The sequence below is a fragment of the Citrobacter sp. Cpo030 genome (assembly GCF_030333005.1).
GTDB lineage: Bacteria > Pseudomonadota > Gammaproteobacteria > Enterobacterales > Enterobacteriaceae > Citrobacter > Citrobacter portucalensis.
The window spans coordinates 26,636-52,526 of sequence record NZ_JAOWGT010000058.1 but is presented as its reverse complement, the minus strand read 5'-3'; the positions used below and the strand labels follow the sequence as shown (position 1 = coordinate 52,526).

Below are 25,891 nucleotides of genomic sequence, written 5' to 3'. Positions count from 1 at the left end.
GTGTTTGGCGCCAACCGTTAAAGCGGTCGGTGCCGTATGGCCTGTTATGGCATAACAAGATGTACCCATAACGAGAACCGGTAATACCGGACAGCATGCAAACACAACAAGAGGATTTATGGCCGAGAACAAACCTGAGCTACAGCGTGGGCTGGAGGCTCGTCACATCGAATTAATTGCCCTTGGGGGCACTATTGGCGTTGGGCTATTTATGGGGGCCGCCAGTACCCTTAAATGGGCGGGACCTTCGGTTCTGCTGGCGTATATCGTCGCCGGGCTGTTCGTCTTTTTCATCATGCGTTCTATGGGGGAGATGTTATTCCTCGAGCCGGTTGCCGGTTCATTCGCTGTTTACGCCCACCGTTATATGAGCCCCTTCTTTGGCTATCTTACCGCCTGGTCATACTGGTTTATGTGGATGGCGGTGGGGATCTCAGAGATTACCGCCATCGGGGTGTACGTACAGTTCTGGTTCCCGGAAATGGCACAATGGATACCCGCACTGATCGCAGTCGGACTGGTTGCGCTGGCAAACCTCGCAGCGGTTCGCCTGTATGGTGAAATTGAGTTCTGGTTTGCCATGATCAAAGTGACCACCATCATTGTGATGATCGTCATTGGGGTTGGGGTGATTTTCTTCGGCTTCGGCAATGGCGGCCAGGCGATTGGTTTTGGCAACCTGACCGAGCACGGTGGCTTCTTTGCTGGGGGCTGGAAGGGCTTCCTGACGGCATTGTGTATTGTTGTGGCGTCTTACCAGGGCGTGGAGCTGATCGGCATCACTGCAGGGGAAGCGAAGAATCCACAGGTCACGCTGCGTAGCGCGGTGGGTAAAGTGTTGTGGCGCATTCTGATTTTCTACGTTGGTGCGATTTTTGTCATCGTCACTATTTTCCCGTGGAATGAGATTGGCAGCAACGGTAGCCCGTTTGTGCTCACCTTTGCCAAGATTGGTATTACTGCTGCGGCAGGGATTATTAACTTTGTGGTGCTGACGGCGGCGCTGTCTGGATGTAACAGCGGCATGTATAGCTGTGGGCGTATGCTCTACGCGCTGGCAAAGAATCGCCAGCTTCCTGCCGTTGTTGGAAAAGTATCACGCCATGGCGTGCCGGTTGCCGGAGTGGCTATTTCTATCGCGATCCTGCTGATTGGCTCATGCCTGAACTACATCATTCCTAACCCGCAGCGCGTGTTTGTTTATGTCTATAGTGCCAGCGTGTTGCCGGGGATGGTGCCGTGGTTTGTGATCCTGATAAGCCAGTTGCGTTTCCGTCAGGCGCATAAAGCGGCGATTGCCAGTCATCCATTCCGCTCCATTCTGTTCCCGTGGGCGAATTATTTGACGATGGCGTTCCTGATTTGCGTATTAATTGGCATGTACTTTAATGAAGATACCCGAATGTCGCTTTTTGTTGGCATGGGTTTCTTACTGGCCGTGACGCTCATTTATAAGGTTTTTGGTCTGAATCGTCATGGCACAGCCCATAAATTGCGGGAATAAGCGACAAAACGCACAAACCATGACCAAACGATAATTTATTTTAAAAAAGCACTAGACAGAAGACCGAGACCTCCGTAATATCCAGCCCCGCAACGGCGCTAAGCGCCCGTAGCTCAGCTGGATAGAGCGCTGCCCTCCGGAGGCAGAGGTCTCAGGTTCGAATCCTGTCGGGCGCACCATTTAGTAGGGTGCCAGAGCTGCGGTGGTTTTAATACCGCGTAAAAGATTTGCAGTGGTGGCTATAGCTCAGTTGGTAGAGCCCTGGATTGTGATTCCAGTTGTCGTGGGTTCGAATCCCATTAGCCACCCCATTAATTTAAAGTTGTGAAATGCGAAGGTGGCGGAATTGGTAGACGCGCTAGCTTCAGGTGTTAGTGTCCTTAGGATGTGGGGGTTCGAGTCCCCCCCCTCGCACCACGACTTAAAGAATTGAACTAAAAATTCAAAAAGCAGTAAAACGGCGAGTAGCGCAGCTTGGTAGCGCAACTGGTTTGGGACCAGTGGGTCGGAGGTTCGAATCCTCTCTCGCCGACCAATTTTGAACCCCGCTTCGGCGGGGTTTTTTGTTTTCAGATTTTCCCTTCTTAGCCTTCGCACCTGCGAATTTCCTGAAGTCTTAAAAAGTCCGAATACCTGGTTTTTGCAGTGCAATCGTGGCATGCGTTGTGCAATAATATGCGGGTAGATGCTCATTCCATCTCTTATGTTCGCCATCTGGCCTCATAAACTCAGGAATGATGCAGAGCCGTTTACGGTGCTTATCGTCCACAGACAGATGTCGCTCAAGCCTCATCAAACACCATGGACATAACGTTGAGTGAAGCACCTATTTATGTTGTCATACAGACCTGTTTAACGCCTGCTCCTTACCGAGCGGGCGTTTTTTTATGCATCAACAAAATCCTTCGAGCGACTTCTCGAAGGATTTTGTTTATACGATTGAAAAATATGTAGGCCCGGTAAGCGAAAGCGCCACCGGGCATTCAGGAGTTACTGCGGGGGATTGTTGTTCTGCAGCGTCAACATCAGGCCATCACGGCGCATGGTGGCGGCTTCTTCCGGCTGGTGCAGTCTGTCCAGCGCGTCAGCAAGCCAGGCGTAGTCATAGGCATCCGGGCGCTGTTTGAGAGCGGCACGGAAGGCGAGCGTAGCTTCCTGCCATTCCCCATGCTTCATTAACGACTGACCCAGCGTACTCCACAGCAACGGGCGATCGCCCACGGCTTTAATCTGCTGGCGCAGCACTTTTTCTATCTGTTCCGGGTTATTGGTTTTCAGACGCGGGATCGGCAGCACCAGGCGGTCATCGTACTGACGTTTCAAACCATCAATGATGACCTGCTGCGCCGTATCGTGATCGTCACACTCAATCAGATGTTCAGCCATCGCTACCTGCAAAGCAACCTGATGACGGGTTTTACGGCTCTGGTTTTTCCACCATGCACGCAGCCCCTCGCTGCCCTGATCGGCGCGGACCTGATCCATCAAACCAACCCATGCCTGTTGTTCCAGCATGGCGCGGTGCTCGTCATCACCCACATGCGCTTTTGCCATGGATGGGATGATATCCAGCAAGGAGCTCCATGCGCCGGTGCGAATGTAAGCCTGCTCAGCCAGACGCAGTACTTCCGGATGACGTGGCGTCACTTCCAGCAGTTTGTCTACGCTGTGGCGTGCGGCGTGATTTTCATTGCGCGCCAGTTGCAGGCGAACGCGAGCGATTTCTACCGGGATCGTATCATTTCCGGCCAGTTCGGCAGCACGCTCAAGGTGTTGGTTGGCGCGCGCTTCGTCACCGCGCTGCTGAGCCGCTTCTGCCGCCAGCAGGTAATTCACTACCGGCTGTTCTGCATGATCGGCATTTTTCGACATCAGCTTCTCAACCTGCTGATAGTCACCTTCTGCCAGTTTGAGCAGCGCCTGTTCGGTCTGCTTACGGGCGCGACGACGCTTACGACCCACAAACCACCCACGGGTATGTGCGCCGGTGCGGAAAATTCGGCGCAACAGCCATTCAATCGCAAACAGGACGACCATGGCGACGATCAGGATGATCACCAGGCCCGTCACGCTGGTTTCGATATTGTAGTTATCCGTCTGGATCAGCACGTAACCCTGATGACCGGCTATCATAGGACCGACGACGATCCCGGCGATCAACAGCACAAAGAGCAACAATACTTTTAGCATCATTATTCTCCTTGCGGCGCGGTTGCCGGAGCGTCTGTCGAAGGCGCTGGCGCTGCTGCTACCGGTGCTGTGGCAGGCTGCGCCAGTAAATTACGTACGCGGGTCTGCATTAACTTGTCGAGAATAGCCTGGCTCTGCAGCGTTTCTGGAACATCCATACTGATGCTTTGCTGGCTCAGTTGGTCTACTTCTTCAAGGAACGCTTTGGTCGCTGCATCGTCGGTGTCGTAGTAAGCACGCACCCATGTGGAGACATTTTCCAGCGCCTGGCGGTATGTCTCTTCCTGATGACGCGGCACGGCCTGGGCAGCCACTAACAGGCGGGAACGGATATTTTCACGTAAGTAAACGTCCTGGTTCGGCGCCAGCAGCGGGACGGCGGTTTCATCACGACGGCGAATAGTGATAAAGCTGTCCATAAAGTTCTGCCAGCTTTTTTGCAGATTGACGCGCCATTCGCTAATTGAGCTGGAAAGCTCGCTGCTGTCTGAGTCCATTGGAGAATCGTCGGTGTCGTTGTCGGCCAGACGCAGGTTATCAATCTGATTAGAGAGCTGATTCACTTTCAGGATAATGCCGTCATAGTCGACCTGAGTCACCGCGGATAAGCTCGCGATGTCGTCAGTAATCGCACGTCGCGCGGTAATTAAGCTCGGGTCGTTCATATCTGCCAGACTGGCGTCGGCGCTTTTCAGCAGCGCCGCGGCGGTGGTGACGTCCTGATCGCTCCATAATTTACGACCGGCCAGTTTCACCAGAAAATCAGCCTGCGCCAGAAGCCATGTGCCAGCATCGCTGCCGGAGATGGTGGCGACTTTTTGCTGGACCTCATCAAGCTGTTTGACCAGCGCCGCCTGTTGGCGAGTGGCTTCATCCAGCTGCGTTGCCTGCTGTTTAATAATGCCTTCCAACTCGGCTTTTTGGCTTTCCTGGGCTTTTTGCAGCGCCGTCAGCTGGTTCGCCAGCGCATCGCTGGTTGCCGTTTGTGTTGTTGCCTGTTGTTTCCCCCAGCCGTATAGGCCAACGCCTGCTGCCAGAGCAATAGCAATCGCCACAGCGCTCAGAATCAGCGCCGTGCTGTTCTTACTCTTTTTTTCAGTATTAACTGGCTGTGACGTGGTTTCCACGGCCTCCCTGGTCTCTTCAACCACGGCGGAGGATTTTTCTTGTTCCGTCATTATGGCATCCCATTATGAGAGTTATTGTAATGCGCGTAGTAGCGCATCGTTGTCGGCGTTATCAGCGACCTTAATATCTTGCCAGCCCAGTTCCCGGGCGAGGTGCGCCAGACGCTCACTGACGACCAACAGCCGACAGCGTAGTAACCAGTGCTCACGATACCACTGCGGAATGAGCGACCAGAGCTGTTGTAGCATCTCTCCGCTGGTGACAACCACCGTGGTTACGCCACGGGATTGCCAGCGCATCGCTTCTTCCGCACCATCGTAATGTTTTGCACTGCGTTGATAACATTCACAAAAATCGACATCGGCTCCGCGTGCCGTTAGGGTTTCACCTATCAGCTCCCGGCCACCGTTGCCGCGTAATATAAGCGCGCGTTTTCCTGCAATATTTTGTAATTCAGGTAATTGTAGCAAGACTTCGCTAATTTCCCGATCCAGAGGGTAGTGAATATTGAAGCCGCTAACAGTATGCAGCGTCAGCGCCGTTGTACGGCCAATGGCAAAATAACGTGGAAGGGATGGCCAGCTTTTCTCTTGCTGGCGAAGTTCGGCATCTGCAAAGGTAACGGCGTGCTGCGAGAGGGCGAAGACCAGATCGTTCTCCGTCAGCGCCGACAGTCGGGAAGCAACCGTTGCCAGTTCCCGACCTGGTGAAAACTCGATGAGCGGAAAACTCCAGGCCACCTGCCCCAGTGTGCGCAGTCGGCTCACTAACTCTTCCCCTGCGGGAGACGGGCGGGTGACCAGAATACTCATGCGGGGGCTTCTCCGTTATAAACTTCCGCCAGAATGGCGCGCGCACCGTTCTCCAGCAGTTCTTCTGCCAGAGAGATGCCCATCTGTTCGGCATCCTGTGTGGCGCCGCGACGTTCTCCGCATACCATCTGTGAACCGTCAGGCGCGCCGACCAGCGCACGTAGCCAAATCTCACCGTCGATGATTTCGGCATAGCTACCAATAGGTACCTGACATCCCCCTTCCAGGCGGGTGTTCATGGCGCGTTCTGCTTTGACGCGTAGCGCGGTCTCTTCATGGTTGAGCGGCGCTAACAGTGCCTGAGTGCGCATATCATCCAGTCGACATTCTATGCCTACTGCGCCTTGCCCGACAGCGGGCAGGGAGATTTCCGGCGGCAGAGCGGTGCGGACTCGCGACTCAAGACCTAAACGTTTTAATCCGGCGACAGCCAGAATAATGGCGTCATAATCGCCGTTATCCAGTTTGCTGAGGCGCGTGCCTACGTTGCCGCGCAGCGAACGGATGACGAGATCCGGGCGACGCTTCGCCAACTGGCACTGGCGGCGCAAACTGGATGTCCCGACGATGCTGCCTGCGGGGAGTTCATCCAGCGAGTTGTACTTATTTGATACGAAAGCATCACGCGGATCCTCTCGCTCACAAATGGTGACCAGCCCAAGACCATCAGGGAATTCAACCGGCACATCCTTCATGGAATGCACAGCGATATCGGCGCGTTTTTCCAGCAGCGCGACTTCCAACTCTTTAACAAACAACCCTTTCCCCCCGACCTTCGCCAGCGGGGTATCAAGGATCACATCGCCACGGGTTACCATAGGAACCAGTTCCACGATCAGACCGGGGTGGTTTGCCATTAAGGCGTCTTTGACATAATGTGCCTGCCAGAGCGCAAGGGGGCTTTGGCGTGTGGCAATTCTCAAAACATTGTCTAACATGCTTGTTACCGTCATTATCAATCATTGACCATCCTAACATCCTTATCAAAGGGATGTCAGCGTTACGCTCAAACGTAAGTGAGAGGAAAAGGCGCTGCATCATCACTGGCAGTGAATAATGACGAGAAACCTCCCGACCGTATGAAGGAATTTACACGTAACGAACGGTGCTACACTTGTATGTAGCGCATCTTTCTTTACGGTCAATGAGCAAGGTGTTAAATTGATCACGTTTTAGACCATTTTTTCGGCTGAACAGCATAAAAAAATATGGGCGAAAAACAGGTAACGGTTATTTTTGACATACGGTTTATCCGAATTGATGACGATTATTGTGAGCGCTTGCGCCGCGGCAATCGACAACATGACGGATAGCAACATCAGGCGATACGTCTTGTACCTCTATATTGAGACTCTGAAACAGAGACTGGATGCCATAAATCAACTGCGTGTGGATCGCGCGCTTGCTGCCATGGGACCTGCCTTCCAGCAGGTATACAGTCTGCTGCCGACATTATTGCACTACCACCATCCGCTGATGCCGGGTTACCTCGATGGTAACGTTCCCAAAGGCATATGCTTTTACACGCCTGATGAAACCCAACGCCGCTACCTGAACGAACTGGAACTGTACCGCGGTATGTCGCCGCAGGATCCTCCCAAGGGCGAACTGCCGATCACCGGCGTTTACTCAATGGGCAGCACCTCTTCGGTAGGGCAAAGCTGTTCCTCTGACCTTGATATCTGGGTCTGCCATCAATCCTGGCTGGATAGCGAAGAGCGCCAGCTGCTGCAGCGAAAATGTAGTCTGCTGGAAAGCTGGGCCGCCTCGCTGGGCGTGGAAGTCAGTTTCTTCCTGATTGATGAAAACCGTTTCCGTCACAATGAAAGCGGCAGTCTGGGTGGTGAAGACTGTGGCTCGACGCAGCATATCCTGTTGCTTGATGAATTCTATCGCACCGCTGTGCGCCTCGCGGGTAAACGTATTCTGTGGAATATGGTGCCGGGCGACGAAGAAGAGCATTACGACGATTACGTCATGACGCTCTACGCACAGGGGGTGCTAACGCCAAACGAATGGCTGGATCTCGGCGGGCTCAGTTCGCTTTCCGCCGAAGAGTACTTTGGCGCCAGCCTCTGGCAGTTGTACAAGAGTATCGACTCCCCGTACAAAGCGGTGCTGAAAACGCTGCTGCTGGAAGCCTATTCCTGGGAATACCCAAATCCACGCCTGTTGGCGAAAGATATTAAACAGCGCCTGCATGACGGCGAGATCGTCTCTTTTGGTCTCGATCCTTACTGTATGATGCTGGAGCGCGTTACCGAGTACCTCACGGCGATCGAAGATCCGACTCGCCTGGATTTAGTGCGTCGATGTTTCTACTTAAAAGTGTGTGAGAAACTGAGCCGTGAGCGCGCCTGCGTGGGCTGGCGTCGTGAAGTATTAAGTCAGTTAGTGAAAGAGTGGGGCTGGGATGACGCCCGTCTGACCATGCTGGATAACCGCGCTAACTGGAAGATTGACCAGGTACGCGAAGCGCATAACGAACTGCTCGATGCGATGATGCAGAGCTATCGTAACCTGATCCGCTTTGCGCGGCGCAATAACCTCAGCGTCAGCGCCAGCCCGCAGGATATCGGCGTGCTGACCCGTAAGCTGTATGCCGCGTTTGAAGCGTTGCCGGGTAAAGTCACGCTGGTGAACCCACAGATATCTCCGGATCTCTCGGAACCGAATCTGACCTTCATCCATGTGCCGCCGGGCCGTGCCAACCGTTCCGGTTGGTATCTCTACAACCGCGCGCCTAACATGGACTCGATCATCAGCCATCAGCCGCTGGAATATAACCGCTATCTCAACAAGCTGGTGGCGTGGGCCTGGTTCAACGGCCTGCTGACCTCGCGTACGCATTTGTTTATTAAGGGCAACGGCATTGTTGATTTGCCGAAGCTACAGGAAATGGTCGCCGACGTGTCGCACCACTTCCCGCTGCGACTGTCTGCACCAACGCCGAAAGCGCTCTATAGCCCATGCGAAATTCGCCATCTGGCGATTATCGTTAACCTCGAATATGACCCAACGGCCGCATTCCGTAATCAGGTGGTACATTTTGATTTCCGTAAGCTGGATGTCTTCAGCTTTGGCGAAGAGCAAAATTGCCTGGTAGGAAGCGTCGACCTGCTGTACCGCAACTCGTGGAATGAAGTGCGTACGCTGCACTTCAACGGCGAGCAGGCGATGATTGAAGCGTTAAAAACGATTCTGGGCAAAATGCACCAGGATGCCGCGCCGCCGGATAGCGTCGAGGTCTTCTGCTATAGCCAGCATCTGCGCGGTTTAATTCGCACCCGCGTGCAGCAACTGGTGTCTGAGTGCATCGAGCTACGCCTCTCCAGTACCCGTCAGGAAACCGGACGTTTCAAAGCGCTGCGTGTTTCCGGCCAGACGTGGGGATTGTTCTTCGAGCGCCTGAACGTTTCGGTACAGAAGCTGGAAAACGCAATTGAATTCTATGGTGCGATTTCACATAACAAACTGCACGGCCTTTCCGTCCAGGTTGAGACCAACCATGTGAAACTGCCGTCGGTGGTCGACGGTTTTGCCAGTGAAGGGATTATTCAGTTCTTTTTTGAAGAAACGGGTGATGAGCAGGGCTTTAATATCTACATTCTGGACGAAAGCAATCGGGCCGAGGTGTATCACCACTGCGAAGGTAGCAAAGAGGAGTTGGTACGCGACGTAAGCCGCTTCTACTCATCGTCGCACGATCGCTTTACCTACGGCTCCAGCTTCATCAACTTTAACCTGCCGCAGTTCTATCAGATTGTGAAAACCGACGGGCGCGCGCAGGTGATTCCGTTCCGTACCCAACCGATTAGCGCCGTTCCGCCAGCCAGTCAGGACAACGACACGCCGCTGTTACAGCAGTATTTCTCGTGAGTTAACTTGCCCGGTGGCGCTATGTTTACCGGGCCTACAGTAGGCCGGATAAGCAAAGCGCATCCGGCAAATAAATCAACGGAAGCTCACCTCTTCACCCGCCTGCTGTGTTGCCGCCTGTTCCAACAGATCCCAGAACGTTTCGCCGCTTCGGTCGCAGATCCACTCGTCGCCTTTCAGGTCAAAGTGGTAGCCGCCCTGTTTGGTCGCCAGCCACACCTGATGCAGCGGCTCCTGACGGTTAATGATAATTTTGCTGCCGTTTTCGAAGCTGATGGTCAGCACGCCGCCGTTGATCTCACAATCGATATCGCTGTCGCCATCCCAGTCATCCAGACGTTCTTCAATGGTCATCCACAGGGTGTCAGCAAGGCGATGAAATTCACTGTCGTTCATTTTCTTATCCTATTTTTCGTGATGCTCGCAGTATAACGTGGAATAAATCGCGATGCAGTTTTTAGCCAAACTCTTGCTTTTACGCCTTCTCCTGCGATGATAGAAAACAGAAAGCATGAACTTTACAGGCAATCCATAATGAAAAACGTGTTAAAGCCACTCGCTGTCATTTTTACTCTGTTCAGCCTGACGGGCTGTGGGTTAAAAGGCCCGCTCTATTTCCCGCCAGCTGATAAAACCGCGCCGCCTCCGACCAAGAGCGTTCAGCCGCAATCGCAATCCACCACGCCTGAGAAAAACGATCGTGGGATTAGTGATGGGCCTTCTCAGGTGAATTACTAACGGCAGAAATAGATTTTACATTTCTGTACCCGCGTGAACGGAGTGAATGATGCAATTCTCTAAAATGCATGGCCTTGGCAACGATTTTATGGTCGTCGACGCGGTAACGCAGAATGTCTTTTTCTCACCAGAGCTGATCCGCCGCCTGGCCGACAGACATCTCGGCGTTGGATTTGATCAACTGCTGGTGGTTGAGCCTCCGTATGATCCGGAGCTGGATTTCCACTACCGTATTTTTAATGCCGACGGCAGTGAAGTGTCACAGTGTGGCAATGGCGCCCGCTGTTTTGCCCGTTTTGTTCGCCTGAAAGGGCTGACCAATAAACGTGATATTCGCGTCAGTACCGCGAATGGTCGTATGGTATTAACCGTAACCGACGACGAGCTGGTGCGGGTGAATATGGGCGAACCCAATTTTGAACCCTCGCAGGTTCCTTTTCGCGCTAACAAAGCAGAGAAGACCTATATTATGCGCGCGGCTGAACAGACAGTATTGTGCGGCGTGGTTTCAATGGGGAACCCGCACTGCGTGATTCAGGTTGATGATGTTGATACGGCCACGGTAGAAACACTGGGACCGGTTCTGGAAAGCCACGAACGCTTTCCTGAACGCGCCAATATCGGATTTATGCAGGTGGTAAAACGCGAGCATATCCGACTGCGCGTCTATGAGCGCGGCGCGGGTGAAACGCAGGCCTGCGGCAGCGGTGCGTGCGCTGCCGTTGCGGTCGGTATCCAGCAGGGTCTGCTGGCAGAAGAAGTGAGGGTGGAATTACCGGGCGGTCGACTTGATATCGCCTGGAAAGGTCCGGGTCATCCGCTGTATATGACTGGCCCGGCGGCACATGTCTACGACGGATTTATTCACTTATGAAGCAACCAGGGGAAGAACTACAGGAAACGCTCATGGAGCTGGACGACCGGGCGGTCGTCGATTACTTGCAACGTAATCCTGAGTTTTTTATCCGTAATGCCCAGGCCGTTGAAGCGATGCGAGTTCCGCACCCAGTGCGGGGCACGGTCTCTTTAGTGGAATGGCATATGGCGCGGGCACGTAATCATATTAACGTGCTGGAAGAGAACATGGCGTTGTTGATGGAACAAGCCAACGCCAATGAAAGCCTGTTCTATCGTCTGTTAAATCTGCAAGGGCGGCTGGTGTCGGCCAGCAGTCTTGACGACATGCTGATGCGATTTCATCGCTGGGCGCGTGAGTTAGGGCTGGCCGGAGCGACGGTTCGTCTGTTCCCGGATCGCTGGCGACTTGGCGCGCCATCAAAATTCACCCATCTGGCATTAAGCCGTCAGGCTTTTGAACCGCTGCGTATCCAGCGTCTGGGTCAGTCGCAGCACTATCTTGGGCCGCTTAATGGTCCGGAATTGCTGGTCATGATGCCGGAGGCGAAAGCCATAGGCTCGGTGGCGATGTCGATGCTCGGGCAAGATGGCTCTCTGGGCGTGATGCTGTTTAGCAGCCGTGACGTTAATCATTACCAGCAGGGGCAAGGCACGCAATTGCTGCAGGAAATCTCGCTGATGTTGCCGGAGCTGCTGGAGCGCTGGATTGAACGCGTATGACCGATTCACCCCTTTCTCAGGATGTGGCGCGCTTTTTGCGCTATCTGGGCGTTGAGCGTCAGCTTAGCCCGGTCACATTGCTTAATTATCAGCGTCAGCTTGATGCCATCATTGCGTTAGCCGGAGAGACCGGTCTGCAAAGCTGGCAACAATGTGATGCTGCGATGGTACGCAGTTTTGCTGTTCGCAGCCGTCGTAAGGGACTGGGGCCGGCGAGTCTGGCGCTGCGTCTCTCTGCGTTACGCAGTTTCTTCGACTGGCTGGTTAATCAGGGCGAGCTGAAAGCCAATCCGGCAAAAAGCGTTTCCGCGCCGAAAGCACCGCGTCATCTCCCTAAAAATATCGATGTCGACGATGTTAATCGTCTGCTGGATATCGATCTCAACGATCCCCTTGCCGTGCGCGATAGAGCAATGCTGGAAGTGATGTACGGCGCGGGTCTGCGTTTATCTGAGTTGGTTGGGCTGGATATTAAACATCTCGACCTCGACACCGGCGAAGTGTGGGTGATGGGTAAGGGCAGTAAAGAGCGTCGCCTGCCGATTGGCCGCAACGCGGTGGCGTGGATTGAGCACTGGCTGGATCTACGCGGGCTATTTGGCAGCGATGACGATGCGCTATTTCTGTCCAAACTGGGTAAACGTATCTCGGCGCGTAACGTGCAGAAACGCTTTGCTGAATGGGGTATCAAGCAGGGGCTGAACAGCCACGTACATCCCCACAAATTGCGTCACTCCTTTGCGACGCATATGCTGGAGTCGAGCGGCGATCTGCGCGGAGTGCAGGAGTTATTGGGTCATGCCAATCTCTCCACGACTCAAATCTATACCCATCTTGATTTTCAACACCTGGCTTCAGTGTACGATGCGGCGCATCCGCGCGCCAAACGGGGGAAATAATGCGTTTTTACCGGCCTTTGGGGCGCATTTCTGCGCTCACCTTTGACCTTGATGATACCCTTTACGATAACCGTCCCGTTATCACTCGCACCGAGCAGGAAGCGCTCGCGTTTGTACAGAATTACCATCCGGCGTTGAATTCGCTGCAAAATAGCGACCTACAGCGCTTACGTCAGGCCGTTCGCGACGCCGAGCCGGAAATCTACCACGATGTTACCCAATGGCGTCACCGTGCCGTAGAGCGCGCTATGCTGGAGGCGGGGTTGTCAGCGGCAGAAGCCAGAATGGGGGCGAATGCGGCAATGATGAATTTTGCCAAATGGCGTAGCCGCATTGAAGTCCCGCAGACGACGCATGACACGCTGAAGGCGCTGGCCCGCAAATGGCCGCTGGTGGCGATCACCAACGGTAACGCGCAGCCGGAACTGTTTGGCCTGGGTGATTACTTTGAGTTTGTGCTGCGCGCCGGTCCCGACGGGCGATCAAAGCCCTTTAGCGACATGTACACGTTGGCGGCGGAAAAACTGAAAATGCCTGTGGGTGAGATTCTGCACGTGGGTGATGACCTGACGACGGACGTCGCGGGCGCCATCCGTTGTGGTATGCAGGCCTGCTGGATCAAACCGGAAAATGCCGACCTGATGCAAACCGCAGACAGTCGTTTGCTTCCGCATATCGAAATTTCACAGTTGGCATCTCTGACCTCGCTGATATAATCACCAGCAGAACTCTGTATATATACCCAGCTTTTTGGCGGATGGCGCTACGCTTATCCGCCTTACCTACTTTTACGCGGCGGTGCCAATGGACGTTTCTTACCTGCTCGACAGCCTTAATGATAAACAGCGTGAAGCGGTGGCCGCGCCACGCAGCAACATGCTGGTTCTGGCAGGCGCGGGGAGTGGTAAAACGCGCGTGCTGGTGCACCGTATCGCCTGGTTACTGACGGTTGAGAACAACTCGCCGTACTCCATTATGGCGGTGACCTTTACCAACAAAGCGGCGGCGGAAATGCGCCACCGTATCGGCCAGATCATGGGAACCAGCCAGGGCGGTATGTGGGTCGGTACATTCCACGGTCTGGCCCACCGTCTGCTGCGCGCGCATCATATGGATGCAAACCTGCCGCAGGATTTTCAGATCCTCGACAGCGAAGACCAACTGCGTTTGCTCAAGCGTCTGATCAAGGCGATGAACCTTGATGAGAAGCAGTGGCCGCCGCGTCAGGCGATGTGGTTCATCAACAGCCAGAAAGACGAAGGGCTGCGTCCGCACCACCTGCAAAGCTACGGCAACCCGGTTGAGCAAACCTGGCAGAAAGTGTATCAGGCTTACCAGGAAGCATGTGACCGCGCGGGGCTGGTGGATTTCGCCGAGCTGCTGCTGCGCGCTCACGAGCTGTGGCTCAACAAGCCGCATATCCTGCAGCACTACCGCGAACGCTTTACCAATATCCTGGTGGACGAATTTCAGGATACCAACAACATTCAGTATGCGTGGATCCGCCTGCTGGCGGGCGATACCGGCAAGGTAATGATCGTCGGCGATGACGATCAGTCAATCTATGGCTGGCGCGGAGCGCAGGTGGAGAACATCCAGCGCTTCCTCACGGATTTCCCCGGCGCAGAAACTATTCGCCTGGAGCAGAACTACCGCTCGACCAACAATATCCTCAGCGCGGCCAACGCCCTGATTGAAAACAACAACGGGCGTCTGGGTAAAAAACTGTGGACCGACGGCGTCGACGGCGAACCGATCTCGCTGTACTGCGCGTTCAACGAGCTTGATGAAGCGCGCTTTGTGGTCAATCGCATCAAGACCTGGCAGGACAACGGCGGAGCGCTGGAACAGTGCGCCATTCTTTATCGCAGTAACGCCCAGTCGCGCGTACTGGAAGAGGCGTTGTTACAGGCCAGTATGCCGTATCGGATCTATGGCGGGATGCGCTTCTTCGAACGCCAGGAAATCAAAGATGCGCTCTCTTACCTGCGCCTGATCGCCAACCGCAATGACGACGCCGCGTTTGAGCGCGTGGTGAATACGCCAACCCGCGGGATTGGCGATCGTACTTTAGATGTGGTGCGTCAGACCTCCCGTGACCGCCAGCTAACATTGTGGCAGGCCTGTCGTGAGCTGTTGCAGGAAAAAGCCCTCGCGGGTCGCGCCGCCAGCGCCTTACAGCGCTTTATGGAGCTGATTGACGCACTGGCGCAGGAGACCGCCGATATGCCGCTGCACGTGCAGACTGACCGGGTGATTAAAGACTCCGGCCTGCGCATGATGTACGAGCAGGAGAAGGGCGAGAAAGGCCAGACGCGTATCGAAAACTTAGACGAACTGGTGACGGCAACGCGCCAGTTCAGCTACAACGAAGAAGACGAAGACTTAATGCCGCTGCAGGCGTTCCTGTCTCACGCCGCGCTGGAAGCGGGCGAAGGGCAGGCGGATACCTGGCAGGACGCGGTACAGCTGATGACGCTGCACTCGGCGAAAGGTCTGGAGTTCCCGCAGGTGTTTATCGTGGGAATGGAAGAAGGCATGTTCCCCAGCCAGATGTCGCTGGACGAAGGTGGTCGCCTCGAAGAAGAGCGCCGCCTGGCTTACGTCGGTGTAACCCGCGCGATGCAGAAGCTGACGCTGACCTATGCCGAGACGCGTCGTCTGTACGGCAAAGAGGTTTACCATCGTCCGTCGCGCTTTATCGGCGAACTGCCGGAAGCGTGCGTTGAAGAGGTTCGCCTGCGTGCCACGGTTAGCCGCCCGGTGAGTCATCAGCGGATGGGCACGCCAATGGCGGAAAATGATACCGGCTACAAGCTCGGCCAGCGCGTGCGCCACGCTAAGTTTGGCGAGGGCACCATCGTTAATCTGGAAGGAAGCGGCGAACACAGTCGTTTACAGGTCGCGTTCCAGGGGCAGGGGATCAAATGGCTGGTTGCTGCCTACGCCAGACTGGAAACGGTATGATCGCCTGATGTCGCTGCGCTTATCAGGCCTACGCGGAACGTAATATTTTGATTTGTAGGCCGGATAAGGCGAAGCCGCCATCCGGCTATCTGTCGGTTAATATTCTGAAATCATAGATAAATAATTCCCCTCTGCTAACCTTTCTGTATAAGGGGAAATTATTACTTTTTCGCCATCCGTTGCGTGTTGACGTCAAAATTTTGCTGGCGTAACATGCGCGCACGATTACGCTAAGAGGACATTCGCCTTGGACACACCCAGTAGATACTGGCTCATTATCCTGTCATCCAGGATCAACTCCTAAGGCTATCCCTTTTTGCTGATAGCCTTCGCGGTTGTCAGCGACCTTCTGTTTTTTCCCGTCGCGCTGAGTCAGGCTGTTTAATGGTCTGAAACCCAATTTGTTTCTGTGTGCCCTCCGAACTGTCCGATAATTTTTTGCATTGGGAGTCCCGGTCATGCTGAGCGCATTTCAACTGGAAAACAATCGTTTAACTCGCCTTGAGGCAGACGAGATCGAGCACCTGGCCAGTTCGGTCTGGGTCGATTTAGTCGAGCCGGATGACGAAGAACGAAACCGTGTGCAAAAGGACTTGGGCCAGAATCTGGCTACGCGCCCTGAACTGGAAGACATCGAAGCATCCGCACGTTTTTTTGAAGACGAAGACGGTCTGCACATCCACTCCTTCTTCTTTTACGAAGACGCCGACGATCACGCAGGTAACTCAACCGTCGCATTTACCATTCGCGAAGGCCGCCTGTTTACTCTGCGCGAGCGCGAACTGCCGGCCTTCCGCCTGTACCGCATGCGTGCGCGTAACCAGGCGATGGTGGATGGCAACGCCTACGAGCTGTTGCTCGACCTGTTCGAAACCAAAATTGAACAGCTGGCGGATGAGATCGAAAACATCTACAGCGACCTGGAAAAACTCAGCCGTGTGATCATGGAAGGGCGTCAGGGCGATGAGTATGACGAAGCGCTGTCGACATTGGCGGAACTGGAAGATATCGGCTGGAAGGTACGTCTGTGTCTGATGGATACCCAGCGCGCGTTGAACTTCCTGGTACGTAAAGCGCGTTTGCCGGGCAGTCAGCTGGAGCAGGCGCGTGAGATCCTGCGCGATATCGAGTCCCTGCTGCCGCATAATGAATCGCTGTTCCAGAAGGTTAACTTCCTGATGCAGGCGGCGATGGGCTTTATCAACATCGAGCAGAACCGCATCATCAAGATCTTCTCGGTGGTTTCTGTGGTATTCCTGCCGCCGACGCTGGTGGCTTCCAGCTACGGGATGAACTTTGAGTTTATGCCGGAATTGCACTGGAGCTTCGGTTACCCGGGCGCGATTGTCTTTATGATGCTCGCGGGTCTGGCGCCGTATCTGTACTTTAAGCGCAAGAACTGGCTGTAATCACTGTACTTTATCCGGCCTACGGCGATGTGCTTTTGTAGGCCGGATAAGCGAAGCGCCATCCGGCACTCCCCTAGCTCCGACGAACCCGTCGTTGCGTATAAATCGCATCCATCACGAAAATCGCCAGCGCCACCCAGATAAACGCAAACGTGACCATTTTATCCGTTCCCGGAACTTCACCATAGAAGGTGACGGCCAGCAGGAACATCAGCGTAGGCCCGATATACTGGAAGAATCCCAGCGTTGACAGACGCAGGCGGGTTGCCGCGCCGGTAAAGCACAACAGCGGAATGGTGGTCACGACACCCGCGGCAATCAACAGCAGGTTGAGCGACATGGGGTTTTGCCCCATATGGCTGGTTGAGCTGTCCGCAATGCCAAACAGATAGATGGCGGCGACAGGTAAAAGCCACAGGGTTTCGATCAGCATGCCGGTTTGTGCTTCGACGGCAATCTTCTTGCGCACCAGCCCATAGAACGCAAAGCTGAACGCCAGTCCCAGCGCGATTATTGGCAGCGATCCGAAGGTCCACAGCTGTACCAGCACGCCGCAGGCGGCTAACAGTACCGCCAGCCACTGCATGCGACGAAAGCGCTCACCGAGGAATAGCATTCCCAGCACAATATTCACCAGTGGGTTAATAAAATAGCCGAGGCTGGCTTCCAGCATATGGTGATTATTGACCGCCCAAATGAACAGCAGCCAGTTTCCGCCGATGAGCACTGCAGAGAGCGCCAGCAGGAAGATCTTCTTTGGCGTTTGTAGCAGCGTTTTGACACCTGACCACTGGCGGCTGATGCTCATCAGTACCACCATAAAGAAAAATGACCAGATGACGCGGTGCGTCAGGATCTCATCCGCCGGAACATAGTAAATCAGCTTGAAGTAGGCGGGAGCGATACCCCAAATAAAATAAGCAGCAAGAGCGAGTAGCACGCCCTGCCGCGTTTGTTTAGCATCCATCGGGAAAACTCATTGCAGAAATGTAACAGCAGTTTACCTTTTTTTAGGCACTTACCCCACCATATAAGTGGCGGTTGCGCTGGCAATATAAAGCTGTTCTTCGTTATGCAGTTCCACGCGCGCCACAGCGACTTTATTGCCCGCCCGCAGCAGGCTACTGGTGGCGGTAAAGCGGCTCCCTCTTCCGGGGCGCAGATAATCAACACGCAAATCGATTGTGCCCATGCGTGACATTCGCTGACGCAGTTCGTCCTCGCTGATCGTTTCATGGCGGGTCAGCGTACTCCCAACGCATACCAGCCCCGCGGCGACGTCCAGCGCCGAGGCGATCACGCCGCCATGCAGAATGCTTTGCGCCCAGTTGCCGACCATCATCGGTTGGTTATTAAAGGCTAATTGAGCAAATTCTTTCTCATAGCGTTCGAGCTCCAGTCCCAGCGCCCGGTTAAACGGCATATGATAGACAAACATTTCACCCACTAACTTCAGCGCTTCCTCAGCAGTAAGTACGGCAGACATACGATCCCTACATCTCAATGGTTAATGAAATGTTGATATTATGCTTATTATTTGTTGTTTTCTACTTTAGGACGGGATAACTAACGAGGAACTAGCTAAGTATGTAGAATACTTGCCAGATAATTATACAATTCATCAATATTTTGGTTCAGGAGAACATTACCGATGCGGGCGATTCTGGGATGGTTACTACCAGCAATTATGCTGCCGTTGACCGCGTATGCGCAGGAAGCGACAGTGAAAGAGATTCATGATGCACCGGCGGTTCGTGGCAGTATTATCGCCAATATGCTGCAGGAACATGACAACCCTTTCACGCTTTATCCGTATGACACCAACTATCTTATTTACACCAATACCAGCGACATGAACAAAGAGGCGATCAGCAGTTATAGCTGGTCCGAAAATGCGCGCAAAGATGAGGTTAAGTTTCAGCTAAGCCTGGCGTTTCCGCTCTGGCGCGGGATATTAGGCCCAAACTCGGTACTTGGCGGTTCCTATACCCAGAAGTCCTGGTGGCAGCTTTCGAACAGTGAAGAGTCTTCACCGTTTCGCGAAACCAACTACGAACCGCAATTGTTCCTCGGTTTCGCCACCGACTATCGCTTTGCCGGTTGGACACTTCGTGATGTCGAAATGGGTTATAACCATGACTCCAACGGCCGATCCGATCCCACTTCACGTAGCTGGAACCGTCTTTATACCCGTCTGATGGCTGAAAATGGTAACTGGCTGGTGGAAGTTAAGCCGTGGTACGTGATTGGTAGCACTGACGATAACCCTGATATCACCAAATATATGGGCTACTATCAGCTGAAAATGGGTTATCACCTGGGTGACGCGGTTATCAGCGTGAAAGGCCAGTACAACTGGAATACCGGCTACGGTGGCGCAGAACTGGGAGCCAGTTACCCCATCACGAAGCATGTGCGTCTATACACTCAGGTCTACAGTGGTTACGGCGAATCGCTGATCGACTACAACTTCAATCAGACCCGTGTTGGCGTGGGTGTGATGCTCAACGATATCTTCTGACAGGTATTGAGAGTATTTTAATCATTGCAGTTTCTCTCTCAGGCGCTGAAAATAGCGCCTGTTTTTATTTCAGGCTAATGGGGTTAATGTGGCGCAGGCGGAAGTGTTGAATCTGGAAATGGGCGCTAAACAGGTTTTGCAGGAAACCTTTGGCTACCAACAGTTTCGCCCCGGTCAGGAAGAAATCATTGATACCGTGCTCTCTGGTCGCGACTGCCTGGTCGTTATGCCGACCGGCGGCGGTAAATCCCTGTGCTATCAAATTCCCGCGTTATTGCTAAACGGACTCACCGTTGTCGTTTCCCCGCTGATTTCCCTGATGAAAGATCAGGTCGATCAACTGCTGGCCAACGGCGTGGCGGCGGCGTGCCTGAATTCTACTCAAAGTCGTGAACAGCAGCTTGAGGTGATGGCGGGCTGTCGCAGCGGGCAGATTCGCTTACTGTATATTGCGCCCGAACGCCTGATGCTGGATAACTTCCTTGAGCATCTGGCGCACTGGAATCCGGTGCTGCTGGCGGTTGATGAAGCGCACTGTATTTCGCAGTGGGGGCATGATTTCCGCCCCGAGTACGCTGCGCTGGGCCAGTTACGTCAGCGTTTCCCAACCCTGCCGTTTGTGGCGCTGACCGCGACCGCGGATGAGACAACCCGGCTGGACATTGTGCGTCTGCTGGGACTGAACGATCCGTTAATTCAGATCAGCAGCTTTGACCGCCCGAACATTCGCTACATGCTGATGGAGAAGTTTAAGCCGCTCGATCAGCTGATGCGCTACGTGCAAGAGCAGCGCGGTAAGTCTGGCATTATCTATTGTAACAGTCGCGCCAAAGTCGAAGACACCGCCGCGCGTCTGCAAAGCCGTGGCATCAGCGCCGGGGCTTATCATGCCGGGCTAGAAAACGCTATACGCGCCGAGGTGCAGGAGAAATTCCAGCGCGACGACCTGCAAATCGTAGTGGCGACCGTGGCGTTCGGTATGGGGATCAACAAACCTAACGTACGCTTCGTGGTGCATTTCGATATTCCGCGCAACATCGAATCCTATTACCAGGAAACCGGCCGCGCCGGGCGTGATGGCCTGCCTGCGGAAGCGATGCTGTTTTACGATCCGGCTGATATGGCATGGCTACGCCGCTGCCTCGAAGAGAAACCCGCTGGGCAACTGCTGGATATCGAACGTCATAAGCTCAATGCGATGGGGGCGTTTGCCGAGGCGCAGACCTGTCGTCGTCTGGTGCTGCTGAACTATTTTGGCGAAGGGCGTCAGGAACCGTGTGGTAACTGCGACATCTGCCTCGACCCGCCAAAACAGTATGACGGACTCATGGATGCGCGCAAAGCGCTGTCGACGATTTATCGTGTTAACCAACGCTTCGGCATGGGGTACGTCGTGGAAGTGCTGCGCGGAGCGAATAACCAGCGTATTCGCGAACTGGCTCATGACAAACTGCCGGTCTATGGCATTGGTCGCGAGCAAAGCCACGAACACTGGGTGAGCGTTATTCGCCAGCTTATTCACCTGGGCCTGGTGACGCAGAATATTGCTCATCACTCCGCGTTACAGCTAACCGAAGCCGCGCGTCCGGTGTTGCGCGGTGACGTTGCGTTACAGCTTGCTGTACCACGTATTGTGGCGCTGAAACCGCGTGCGATGCAGAAATCCTTCGGTGGTAACTACGACCGCAAACTGTTCGCCAAATTGCGTAAGCTGCGTAAAGCCATTGCCGATGAAGAGAACATCCCGCCATACGTGGTGTTCAACGACGCCACGCTGATTGAAATGGCCGAGCAGATGCCGGTTTCACCGAGTGAAATGCTAAGCGTTAACGGTGTGGGGATGCGTAAACTTGAGCGTTTCGGTAAAGAGTTTATGGCGCTTATTCGCGCACACGTTGATGGTGACGACGAAGAGTAGTCAGCCGGGCAAAAAAGTGCCAGGATGGTGACTCACTGAACTATTCCCCCGCGAGTCATTTTTATGTTAACGCTATTTTTCACCGTTGCGTTGGTGCATATCGTTGCGCTGATGAGCCCCGGTCCCGATTTCTTTTTTGTTTCTCAAACTGCGGTTAGCCGTTCGCGTAAAGAGGCCATGATGGGCGTGCTGGGTATTACCTGCGGCGTCATGGTCTGGGCTGGCGTGGCGCTGCTCGGCCTGCATCTGATTATCGAAAAAATGGCCTGGCTGCACACCATTATTATGGTGGGCGGGGGGCTGTATCTGTGCTGGATGGGTTATCAGATGCTGCGCGGCGCATTTAAAAAACAGGATGTTGCAGCTCCCACTCCGCAGGTGGAGCTGGCGCAGAGCGGACGCAGTTTTTTGAAAGGTCTGCTGACCAACCTGGCGAACCCTAAAGCCATTATCTATTTCGGCTCCGTCTTCTCATTGTTCGTTGGCGATAACGTGGGAACGGGCGCGCGTTGGGGGATTTTTGCCCTGATCATCGTGGAAACGCTGGCGTGGTTTACCGTGGTCGCCAGCCTGTTTGCGTTGCCGAAAATGCGTCGTGGCTATCAGCGTCTGGCGAAGTGGATTGATGGTTTTGCCGGCGCGCTGTTTGCGGGTTTCGGCATCCACCTGATTATTTCGCGCTAAGTTTGTTGCCCGCCTGGGACTCCCAGGCGGTATGCGGTTTATTGCGCAAGCTTCTGTAATTCGTCCTTCGAAAGGCCGGTCATTTCCATAATTGCATCGGTATCAAGACCCCGCTTGAGCATCGCTTTTGCCACATCAGTAAGGGCAATGCGTTTGCCCTCTTCACGTAGTTGATCCGCCATTGTCATCAGTTTGTCTCCATGCTGCGGCACACGCTGTGCCAGCTTATACAATAATGTCTGAACATCTTGTGTATTCCCTGCTTGCACCATGTAGTTTACCAGCACGGTTATTTGTTGTCCGCTCATCTTCTCCAGCATAAACAGACGGGTAAGTTTATCCAGCAGCTGCGCCATGTCGCGCTGGCGAATGTGTTTTTGTACTAATGTCAGTGCCGCCATGCTGCGATGCTGCATGATTTCATCATCTGGAATAACCGTCACATCCACCAACGGAAACGGTGTGCTGTAAAGTTGAAGGGCGGTCGCTGAATCCTCAAAGTGATCCAGCCAGTTCATCGAACCTTGCCATGGGCTTTGCTTGCCATGGTAAAAGAGCACTGGAATAACCAGCGGCAGAGTGTCGTTTCCCGCCTCAAGATGACGTTGCATCGCTGCGATAGCGTAGCGCATCAGGCGAAATGACATATGCTTGTCCGGTGAGCTTTGATGCTCAATGAGCACGTGTACATAGCCATGCCCGCTGGTGGTTTCCAGTGAGTAGAGAATATCGCTGAAATAGGGACGCAGATCGTCCTCCACAAAACTGCCTGATTCCAAACGGAGCGTATCCAGTTTGCAGATTTTGATCAGCGAGGGCGGAAGATGAAGTTCGATAAAGTCCCGCGCAGTTTCCACGCGGGAGAGGAAGGTCTTAAATACTGCATCATGTGGTGTTGTTACTTCCGCCATCGTTAATCATCCGTGAAAGGTGAATGTGGCGGAATTCTGGCATTAGCAATCAACGTCTAACAGTACAGAATAAAAGGCTTTTCTCCCTTTGCGGCAAAGTACGGAAAGTCATGTTCAGGCGCTCATACTGTTAGCATTTCTTTGCGAGTGCCGTTCCATTTGCTAGGCATGCCTTGCCGATGCCAGCAGGGAGCCTATCAGCATAAATAGCGAGCCAAACACTTTGTTGAGCGCCTTCATTTGCTTTGGCCCTTTAATCCAGCCTGCAATGCGCGTGGCCAACGTCGCGTAACCGATCATCACAATGATATCGACCACGATGGTTGTGACGCCAAGCACCACGTACTGCATCAACTGCGGTTCCTGCGGCAGGATGAACTGCGGGAACAGAGCGGCAAGAAAAACTATGCTCTTGGGGTTGGTCAGATTAACAAAGACCGCGCGTTTGAACAGGCGGCTGCGCGATTGCGTATTCGCCATGGTATTCAGATCGATAGCACCCGCCGCGCGCCACTGCTGGATACCCAGCCAAATCAGATAGGCCGCTCCCGCCCACTTCAGCACCTCAAATGCGATCACCGAACGTGAAAATAGCGTTCCCAGTCCTACGCCAACCAGAACGATATGAATGCCCAACCCGGTCTGCAAACCTGCAATCGACGCGCTGGCACCGCGATATCCGTGGCTGATGGCGGTGGTCATGGTATTGATTGCGCCAGAGCCTGGGGACAAGCTCAAAATAATAGAGGTCAGCAGGTAGGCGAACCACCATTCAAAGGTCATGAGAAACTCCCGGATTGTCTATTTTTATGCCACAATACGCTACTGCCGTTAGGTTGTGTCAGTGACGGCGAAAAAAACGATTTTACTTGGTCAGCGAGGCTGGATACCCGATGTTTCAGCAGCAAAAAGACTGGGAAACAAGAGAAAACGCGTTTGCTGCTTTTTCCATGGGGCCACTGACAGATTTCTGGCGTCAGCGGGAAGAAGCGGAATTTACGGGCGTGGATGATATTCCCGTACATTTTGTTCGTTTTCATGCAGAAAAAAACGATCGCGTCATCGTCGTCTGTCCTGGACGCATTGAAAGTTACGTGAAATACGCTGAACTGGCGTATGACCTGTTTCATTCTGGTTTTGACGTTCTCATTATCGATCACCGTGGCCAGGGGCGTTCCGGGCGTATGCTTTCGGATCCGCACCGCGGTCATGTCGATAACTTTAATGATTATGTCGACGATCTAACCGCCTTCTGGCAGCAGGAAGTGCTACCCGGTCCGTGGAGAAAACGCTATATCCTGGCGCATTCTATGGGCGGGGCGATTGCCACATTGTTCCTGCAGCGCCACCCGAATCAGTGTGATGCTATCGCGCTTTGTGCGCCGATGTTTGGTATTGTGATGCGCTTTCCCGACTGGATGGTGCGCCATATTCTGGACTGGGCCGAAGGGCATCCGCGGATCCGAGAAGGCTATGCGATGGGAACCGGGCGCTGGCGGGCGCTGCCGTTCGGTATGAATGCGTTAACCCATAGTCGACAGCGCTATCGGCGCAATCTGCGCTTCTATGCGGATGAGCCGCGACTGCGCGTTGGCGGCCCCACCTACCACTGGGTTCGTGAAGGTATTCTGGCAGGCGAACAGGTTCTGGCCGGAGCAGGAGACGACGCGACGCCGACGCTGCTGATTCAGGCTGAAGAAGAGCGGGTGGTAGATAACCGCATGCACGATCGTTTTTGTGAACTCCGCGCCGCAGCGGGCCATCCTGTAGAAGGGGGTCAGCCGCTTGTCATCAAAGGCGCGTACCATGAGATCCTTTTTGAAAAGGACGCCATGCGCTCAGTCGCGCTTAACGCTATTGTCGAATTTTTCGACAAGCATAACTCATCCAGCGGAACCCGCTTTGCCTAGAGGTTGAATTTTCTTATGTATCAGGTTGTTGCGTCTGATTTAGACGGTACGCTGCTTTCTCCCGACCATACTCTGTCCCCTTATGCCAAAGAGACGCTGAAGTTATTGACCGCTCGCGGCGTTAACTTCGTGTTTGCGACTGGCCGTCATCATGTTGATGTGGGGCAAATTCGCGATAACCTCGGCATTAAAACCTACATGATCACGTCCAACGGCGCGCGCGTGCATGATTCTGACGGGAATCTGGTGTTTTCCCATAACCTGGATCGCGATATTGCCAGCGACCTGTTTGGCGTAGTGAATGCAAACCCGGACATCGTGACCAACGTTTATCGCGATGATGAGTGGTTTATGAATCGCCATCGTCCGGACGAAATGCGTTTCTTCAAAGAAGCGGTGTTTAACTATTCACTGTTTGAACCTGCATTACTGGAGCCTGAGGGCGTCAGCAAAGTGTTCTTCACCACCGACTCTCACGAAAGGCTGCTGCCGCTGGAGCAGGCGATTAACGCCCGCTGGGGCGATCGCGTTAACGTCAGCTTCTCTACGCTTACCTGTCTGGAAGTCATGGCTGGCGGCGTATCGAAAGGTCATGCGCTGGAAGCGGTAGCAAAAGCGATGGGCTACAGCCTGAAAGACTGCATCGCCTTTGGCGACGGGATGAACGATGCGGAAATGCTCTCCATGGCAGGTAAAGGCTGCATCATGGGCAACGCCCACCAGCGCCTGAAGGATCTGCACCCGGAACTGGAAGTCATTGGTCTTAATGCCGACGATGCCGTGCCACACTATCTGCGTGAACTGTTTTTGCAGTAACCTTTTGTTCGTTAGTTGACCAGTTGT

The 25,891-nt window shown here is 53.9% G+C and carries 24 protein-coding genes and 4 tRNA genes; 19 read left to right on the top strand and 9 right to left on the bottom strand.

Annotation, left to right across the window (positions count from 1 at the left end; genetic code table 11):
* Positions 1-118: 118 nt before the first annotated feature.
* The 5 genes from thrP (at position 119) to OGY37_RS10845 (ending at position 2,039) form a co-directional block, all read left to right on the top strand.
* Complete coding sequence (thrP, locus tag OGY37_RS10865) at positions 119-1,504, top strand: bifunctional threonine/serine APC transporter ThrP (RefSeq protein WP_003828980.1); 1,386 nt, start codon at positions 119-121, stop codon at positions 1,502-1,504.
* A gap of 102 nt (positions 1,505-1,606) precedes the next feature.
* A tRNA-Arg gene (locus tag OGY37_RS10860) sits at positions 1,607-1,683 on the top strand.
* A gap of 56 nt (positions 1,684-1,739) precedes the next feature.
* A tRNA-His gene (locus OGY37_RS10855) sits at positions 1,740-1,815 on the top strand.
* A gap of 20 nt (positions 1,816-1,835) precedes the next feature.
* A tRNA-Leu gene (locus tag OGY37_RS10850) sits at positions 1,836-1,921 on the top strand.
* A gap of 41 nt (positions 1,922-1,962) precedes the next feature.
* Positions 1,963-2,039 (top strand) — tRNA-Pro (locus tag OGY37_RS10845).
* Between the two features lie 455 nt (positions 2,040-2,494).
* On the opposite strand, the gene hemY is transcribed toward OGY37_RS10845, so the two are convergent.
* From hemY to hemC, 4 genes are read right to left on the bottom strand one after another with little or no spacing between them, the layout of a single operon-like run.
* On the bottom strand, positions 2,495-3,694 hold the full coding sequence (hemY, locus tag OGY37_RS10840) for a protoheme IX biogenesis protein HemY (RefSeq protein ID WP_048215221.1): 1,200 nt from the start codon (positions 3,692-3,694) through the stop codon (positions 2,495-2,497).
* 2 nt (positions 3,695-3,696) lie between these two features.
* A complete protein-coding gene (hemX, locus tag OGY37_RS10835; protein WP_003828975.1) occupies positions 3,697-4,872 on the bottom strand; it encodes a uroporphyrinogen-III C-methyltransferase in 1,176 nt (391 codons plus the stop codon).
* Between the two features lie 21 nt (positions 4,873-4,893).
* The gene (hemD, locus tag OGY37_RS10830; RefSeq protein ID WP_286620779.1) at positions 4,894-5,634 is read right to left on the bottom strand and encodes a uroporphyrinogen-III synthase; all 741 of its coding nucleotides are present in this window, start codon (positions 5,632-5,634) and stop codon (positions 4,894-4,896) included.
* Complete coding sequence (gene hemC, locus OGY37_RS10825; protein ID WP_063941785.1) at positions 5,631-6,572, bottom strand: hydroxymethylbilane synthase; 942 nt, start codon at positions 6,570-6,572, stop codon at positions 5,631-5,633. Before hemC ends, hemD begins: the two co-directional genes overlap by 4 nt.
* A 394-nt stretch (positions 6,573-6,966) precedes the next feature.
* Here hemC and cyaA point away from each other — a divergent pair, with 394 nt between their 5' ends.
* Positions 6,967-9,513 (top strand): class I adenylate cyclase, encoded by a 2,547-nt coding sequence (cyaA, locus tag OGY37_RS10820; protein ID WP_286620784.1) that lies wholly within the window; start codon positions 6,967-6,969, stop codon positions 9,511-9,513.
* Positions 9,514-9,588: 75 nt separating this feature from the next.
* On the opposite strand, the gene cyaY is transcribed toward cyaA, so the two are convergent.
* Positions 9,589-9,909: an iron donor protein CyaY gene (gene cyaY, locus OGY37_RS10815; RefSeq protein ID WP_003828967.1), complete on the bottom strand. Its 321-nt coding sequence runs from the start codon at positions 9,907-9,909 to the stop codon at positions 9,589-9,591.
* Positions 9,910-10,047: 138 nt separating this feature from the next.
* Between cyaY and lptM the strand changes: the two genes are divergently transcribed.
* The 8 genes from lptM to corA all read left to right on the top strand — a co-directional run bounded on the left by lptM (position 10,048) and on the right by corA (position 17,104).
* Positions 10,048-10,251, top strand: coding sequence for an LPS translocon maturation chaperone LptM (gene lptM / locus OGY37_RS10810; protein WP_003017937.1), 204 nt, complete (start codon positions 10,048-10,050; stop codon positions 10,249-10,251).
* A gap of 49 nt (positions 10,252-10,300) precedes the next feature.
* Positions 10,301-11,125 (top strand): diaminopimelate epimerase, encoded by an 825-nt coding sequence (gene dapF / locus OGY37_RS10805; RefSeq protein WP_003017933.1) that lies wholly within the window; start codon positions 10,301-10,303, stop codon positions 11,123-11,125.
* Positions 11,122-11,829 carry a DUF484 domain-containing protein gene (locus OGY37_RS10800; protein WP_008787084.1) on the top strand — a complete coding sequence of 236 codons (708 nt, stop codon included), beginning with the start codon at positions 11,122-11,124 and terminating at the stop codon, positions 11,827-11,829. Before dapF ends, OGY37_RS10800 begins: the two co-directional genes overlap by 4 nt.
* On the top strand, positions 11,826-12,728 hold the full coding sequence (gene xerC, locus OGY37_RS10795) for a tyrosine recombinase XerC (RefSeq protein WP_103015294.1): 903 nt from the start codon (positions 11,826-11,828) through the stop codon (positions 12,726-12,728). The genes OGY37_RS10800 and xerC overlap by 4 nt, the downstream gene beginning before the upstream one ends.
* Positions 12,728-13,444, top strand: coding sequence for a 5-amino-6-(5-phospho-D-ribitylamino)uracil phosphatase YigB (yigB, locus tag OGY37_RS10790; RefSeq protein ID WP_032945701.1), 717 nt, complete (start codon positions 12,728-12,730; stop codon positions 13,442-13,444). Before xerC ends, yigB begins: the two co-directional genes overlap by 1 nt.
* Positions 13,445-13,532: 88 nt before the next feature.
* Complete coding sequence (gene uvrD, locus OGY37_RS10785) at positions 13,533-15,695, top strand: DNA helicase II (RefSeq protein WP_003828957.1); 2,163 nt, start codon at positions 13,533-13,535, stop codon at positions 15,693-15,695.
* Positions 15,696-15,942: 247 nt separating this feature from the next.
* On the top strand, positions 15,943-15,999 hold the full coding sequence (gene ysgD / locus OGY37_RS10780) for a YsgD/CorL family protein (protein WP_212723238.1): 57 nt from the start codon (positions 15,943-15,945) through the stop codon (positions 15,997-15,999).
* Positions 16,000-16,153: 154 nt separating this feature from the next.
* Positions 16,154-17,104: a magnesium/cobalt transporter CorA gene (gene corA, locus OGY37_RS10775; RefSeq protein WP_003017920.1), complete on the top strand. Its 951-nt coding sequence runs from the start codon at positions 16,154-16,156 to the stop codon at positions 17,102-17,104.
* 73 nt (positions 17,105-17,177) lie between these two features.
* On the opposite strand, the gene rarD is transcribed toward corA, so the two are convergent.
* Positions 17,178-18,071 (bottom strand): EamA family transporter RarD, encoded by an 894-nt coding sequence (rarD, locus tag OGY37_RS10770; protein WP_003828953.1) that lies wholly within the window; start codon positions 18,069-18,071, stop codon positions 17,178-17,180.
* A 51-nt stretch (positions 18,072-18,122) separates the two neighbouring features.
* On the bottom strand, positions 18,123-18,590 hold the full coding sequence (gene yigI / locus OGY37_RS10765) for an acyl-CoA thioesterase YigI (protein ID WP_003828949.1): 468 nt from the start codon (positions 18,588-18,590) through the stop codon (positions 18,123-18,125).
* Between the two features lie 165 nt (positions 18,591-18,755).
* Between yigI and pldA the strand changes: the two genes are divergently transcribed.
* The 3 genes from pldA (at position 18,756) to rhtC (ending at position 22,227) form a co-directional block, all read left to right on the top strand.
* Positions 18,756-19,625 (top strand): phospholipase A, encoded by an 870-nt coding sequence (pldA, locus tag OGY37_RS10760; protein WP_003828947.1) that lies wholly within the window; start codon positions 18,756-18,758, stop codon positions 19,623-19,625.
* A gap of 88 nt (positions 19,626-19,713) precedes the next feature.
* Positions 19,714-21,543 (top strand): ATP-dependent DNA helicase RecQ, encoded by a 1,830-nt coding sequence (gene recQ, locus OGY37_RS10755; RefSeq protein ID WP_148362629.1) that lies wholly within the window; start codon positions 19,714-19,716, stop codon positions 21,541-21,543.
* 63 nt (positions 21,544-21,606) lie between these two features.
* The gene (gene rhtC, locus OGY37_RS10750) at positions 21,607-22,227 is read left to right on the top strand and encodes a threonine export protein RhtC (RefSeq protein ID WP_003828942.1); all 621 of its coding nucleotides are present in this window, start codon (positions 21,607-21,609) and stop codon (positions 22,225-22,227) included.
* A gap of 38 nt (positions 22,228-22,265) precedes the next feature.
* Here the strand turns inward: rhtC and OGY37_RS10745 are convergent, their stop codons facing one another.
* The gene (locus OGY37_RS10745; protein WP_149282086.1) at positions 22,266-23,138 is read right to left on the bottom strand and encodes an Rpn family recombination-promoting nuclease/putative transposase; all 873 of its coding nucleotides are present in this window, start codon (positions 23,136-23,138) and stop codon (positions 22,266-22,268) included.
* A gap of 162 nt (positions 23,139-23,300) precedes the next feature.
* Positions 23,301-23,921 carry a homoserine/homoserine lactone efflux protein gene (gene rhtB / locus OGY37_RS10740; protein WP_286620777.1) on the bottom strand — a complete coding sequence of 207 codons (621 nt, stop codon included), beginning with the start codon at positions 23,919-23,921 and terminating at the stop codon, positions 23,301-23,303.
* A gap of 110 nt (positions 23,922-24,031) precedes the next feature.
* On the opposite strand from rhtB, the gene pldB reads away from it, so the two are divergent.
* Positions 24,032-25,048: a lysophospholipase L2 gene (gene pldB / locus OGY37_RS10735; protein WP_003017911.1), complete on the top strand. Its 1,017-nt coding sequence runs from the start codon at positions 24,032-24,034 to the stop codon at positions 25,046-25,048.
* Positions 25,049-25,063: 15 nt separating this feature from the next.
* On the top strand, positions 25,064-25,864 hold the full coding sequence (gene yigL, locus OGY37_RS10730) for a sugar/pyridoxal phosphate phosphatase YigL (RefSeq protein WP_008787091.1): 801 nt from the start codon (positions 25,064-25,066) through the stop codon (positions 25,862-25,864).
* Positions 25,865-25,891: the final 27 nt, after the last annotated feature.

Excerpts from the sequence above, each read along its gene's own strand:
- thrP (WP_003828980.1), top strand. The coding sequence starts at position 119 with ATGGCCGAGAACAAACCTGAGCTACAGCGTGGGCTGGAGGCTCGTCAC.
- hemY (WP_048215221.1), bottom strand. The coding sequence starts at position 3,694 with ATGCTAAAAGTATTGTTGCTCTTTGTGCTGTTGATCGCCGGGATCGTC.
- hemX (WP_003828975.1), bottom strand. The coding sequence starts at position 4,872 with ATGACGGAACAAGAAAAATCCTCCGCCGTGGTTGAAGAGACCAGGGAG.
- hemD (WP_286620779.1), bottom strand. The coding sequence starts at position 5,634 with ATGAGTATTCTGGTCACCCGCCCGTCTCCCGCAGGGGAAGAGTTAGTG.
- hemC (WP_063941785.1), bottom strand. The coding sequence starts at position 6,572 with ATGTTAGACAATGTTTTGAGAATTGCCACACGCCAAAGCCCCCTTGCG.
- cyaY (WP_003828967.1), bottom strand. The coding sequence starts at position 9,909 with ATGAACGACAGTGAATTTCATCGCCTTGCTGACACCCTGTGGATGACC.
- lptM (WP_003017937.1), top strand. The coding sequence starts at position 10,048 with ATGAAAAACGTGTTAAAGCCACTCGCTGTCATTTTTACTCTGTTCAGC.
- dapF (WP_003017933.1), top strand. The coding sequence starts at position 10,301 with ATGCAATTCTCTAAAATGCATGGCCTTGGCAACGATTTTATGGTCGTC.
- OGY37_RS10800 (WP_008787084.1), top strand. The coding sequence starts at position 11,122 with ATGAAGCAACCAGGGGAAGAACTACAGGAAACGCTCATGGAGCTGGAC.
- xerC (WP_103015294.1), top strand. The coding sequence starts at position 11,826 with ATGACCGATTCACCCCTTTCTCAGGATGTGGCGCGCTTTTTGCGCTAT.
- yigB (WP_032945701.1), top strand. The coding sequence starts at position 12,728 with ATGCGTTTTTACCGGCCTTTGGGGCGCATTTCTGCGCTCACCTTTGAC.
- uvrD (WP_003828957.1), top strand. The coding sequence starts at position 13,533 with ATGGACGTTTCTTACCTGCTCGACAGCCTTAATGATAAACAGCGTGAA.
- corA (WP_003017920.1), top strand. The coding sequence starts at position 16,154 with ATGCTGAGCGCATTTCAACTGGAAAACAATCGTTTAACTCGCCTTGAG.
- rarD (WP_003828953.1), bottom strand. The coding sequence starts at position 18,071 with ATGGATGCTAAACAAACGCGGCAGGGCGTGCTACTCGCTCTTGCTGCT.
- yigI (WP_003828949.1), bottom strand. The coding sequence starts at position 18,590 with ATGTCTGCCGTACTTACTGCTGAGGAAGCGCTGAAGTTAGTGGGTGAA.
- pldA (WP_003828947.1), top strand. The coding sequence starts at position 18,756 with ATGCGGGCGATTCTGGGATGGTTACTACCAGCAATTATGCTGCCGTTG.
- rhtC (WP_003828942.1), top strand. The coding sequence starts at position 21,607 with ATGTTAACGCTATTTTTCACCGTTGCGTTGGTGCATATCGTTGCGCTG.
- OGY37_RS10745 (WP_149282086.1), bottom strand. The coding sequence starts at position 23,138 with ATGGCGGAAGTAACAACACCACATGATGCAGTATTTAAGACCTTCCTC.
- rhtB (WP_286620777.1), bottom strand. The coding sequence starts at position 23,921 with ATGACCTTTGAATGGTGGTTCGCCTACCTGCTGACCTCTATTATTTTG.
- pldB (WP_003017911.1), top strand. The coding sequence starts at position 24,032 with ATGTTTCAGCAGCAAAAAGACTGGGAAACAAGAGAAAACGCGTTTGCT.
- yigL (WP_008787091.1), top strand. The coding sequence starts at position 25,064 with ATGTATCAGGTTGTTGCGTCTGATTTAGACGGTACGCTGCTTTCTCCC.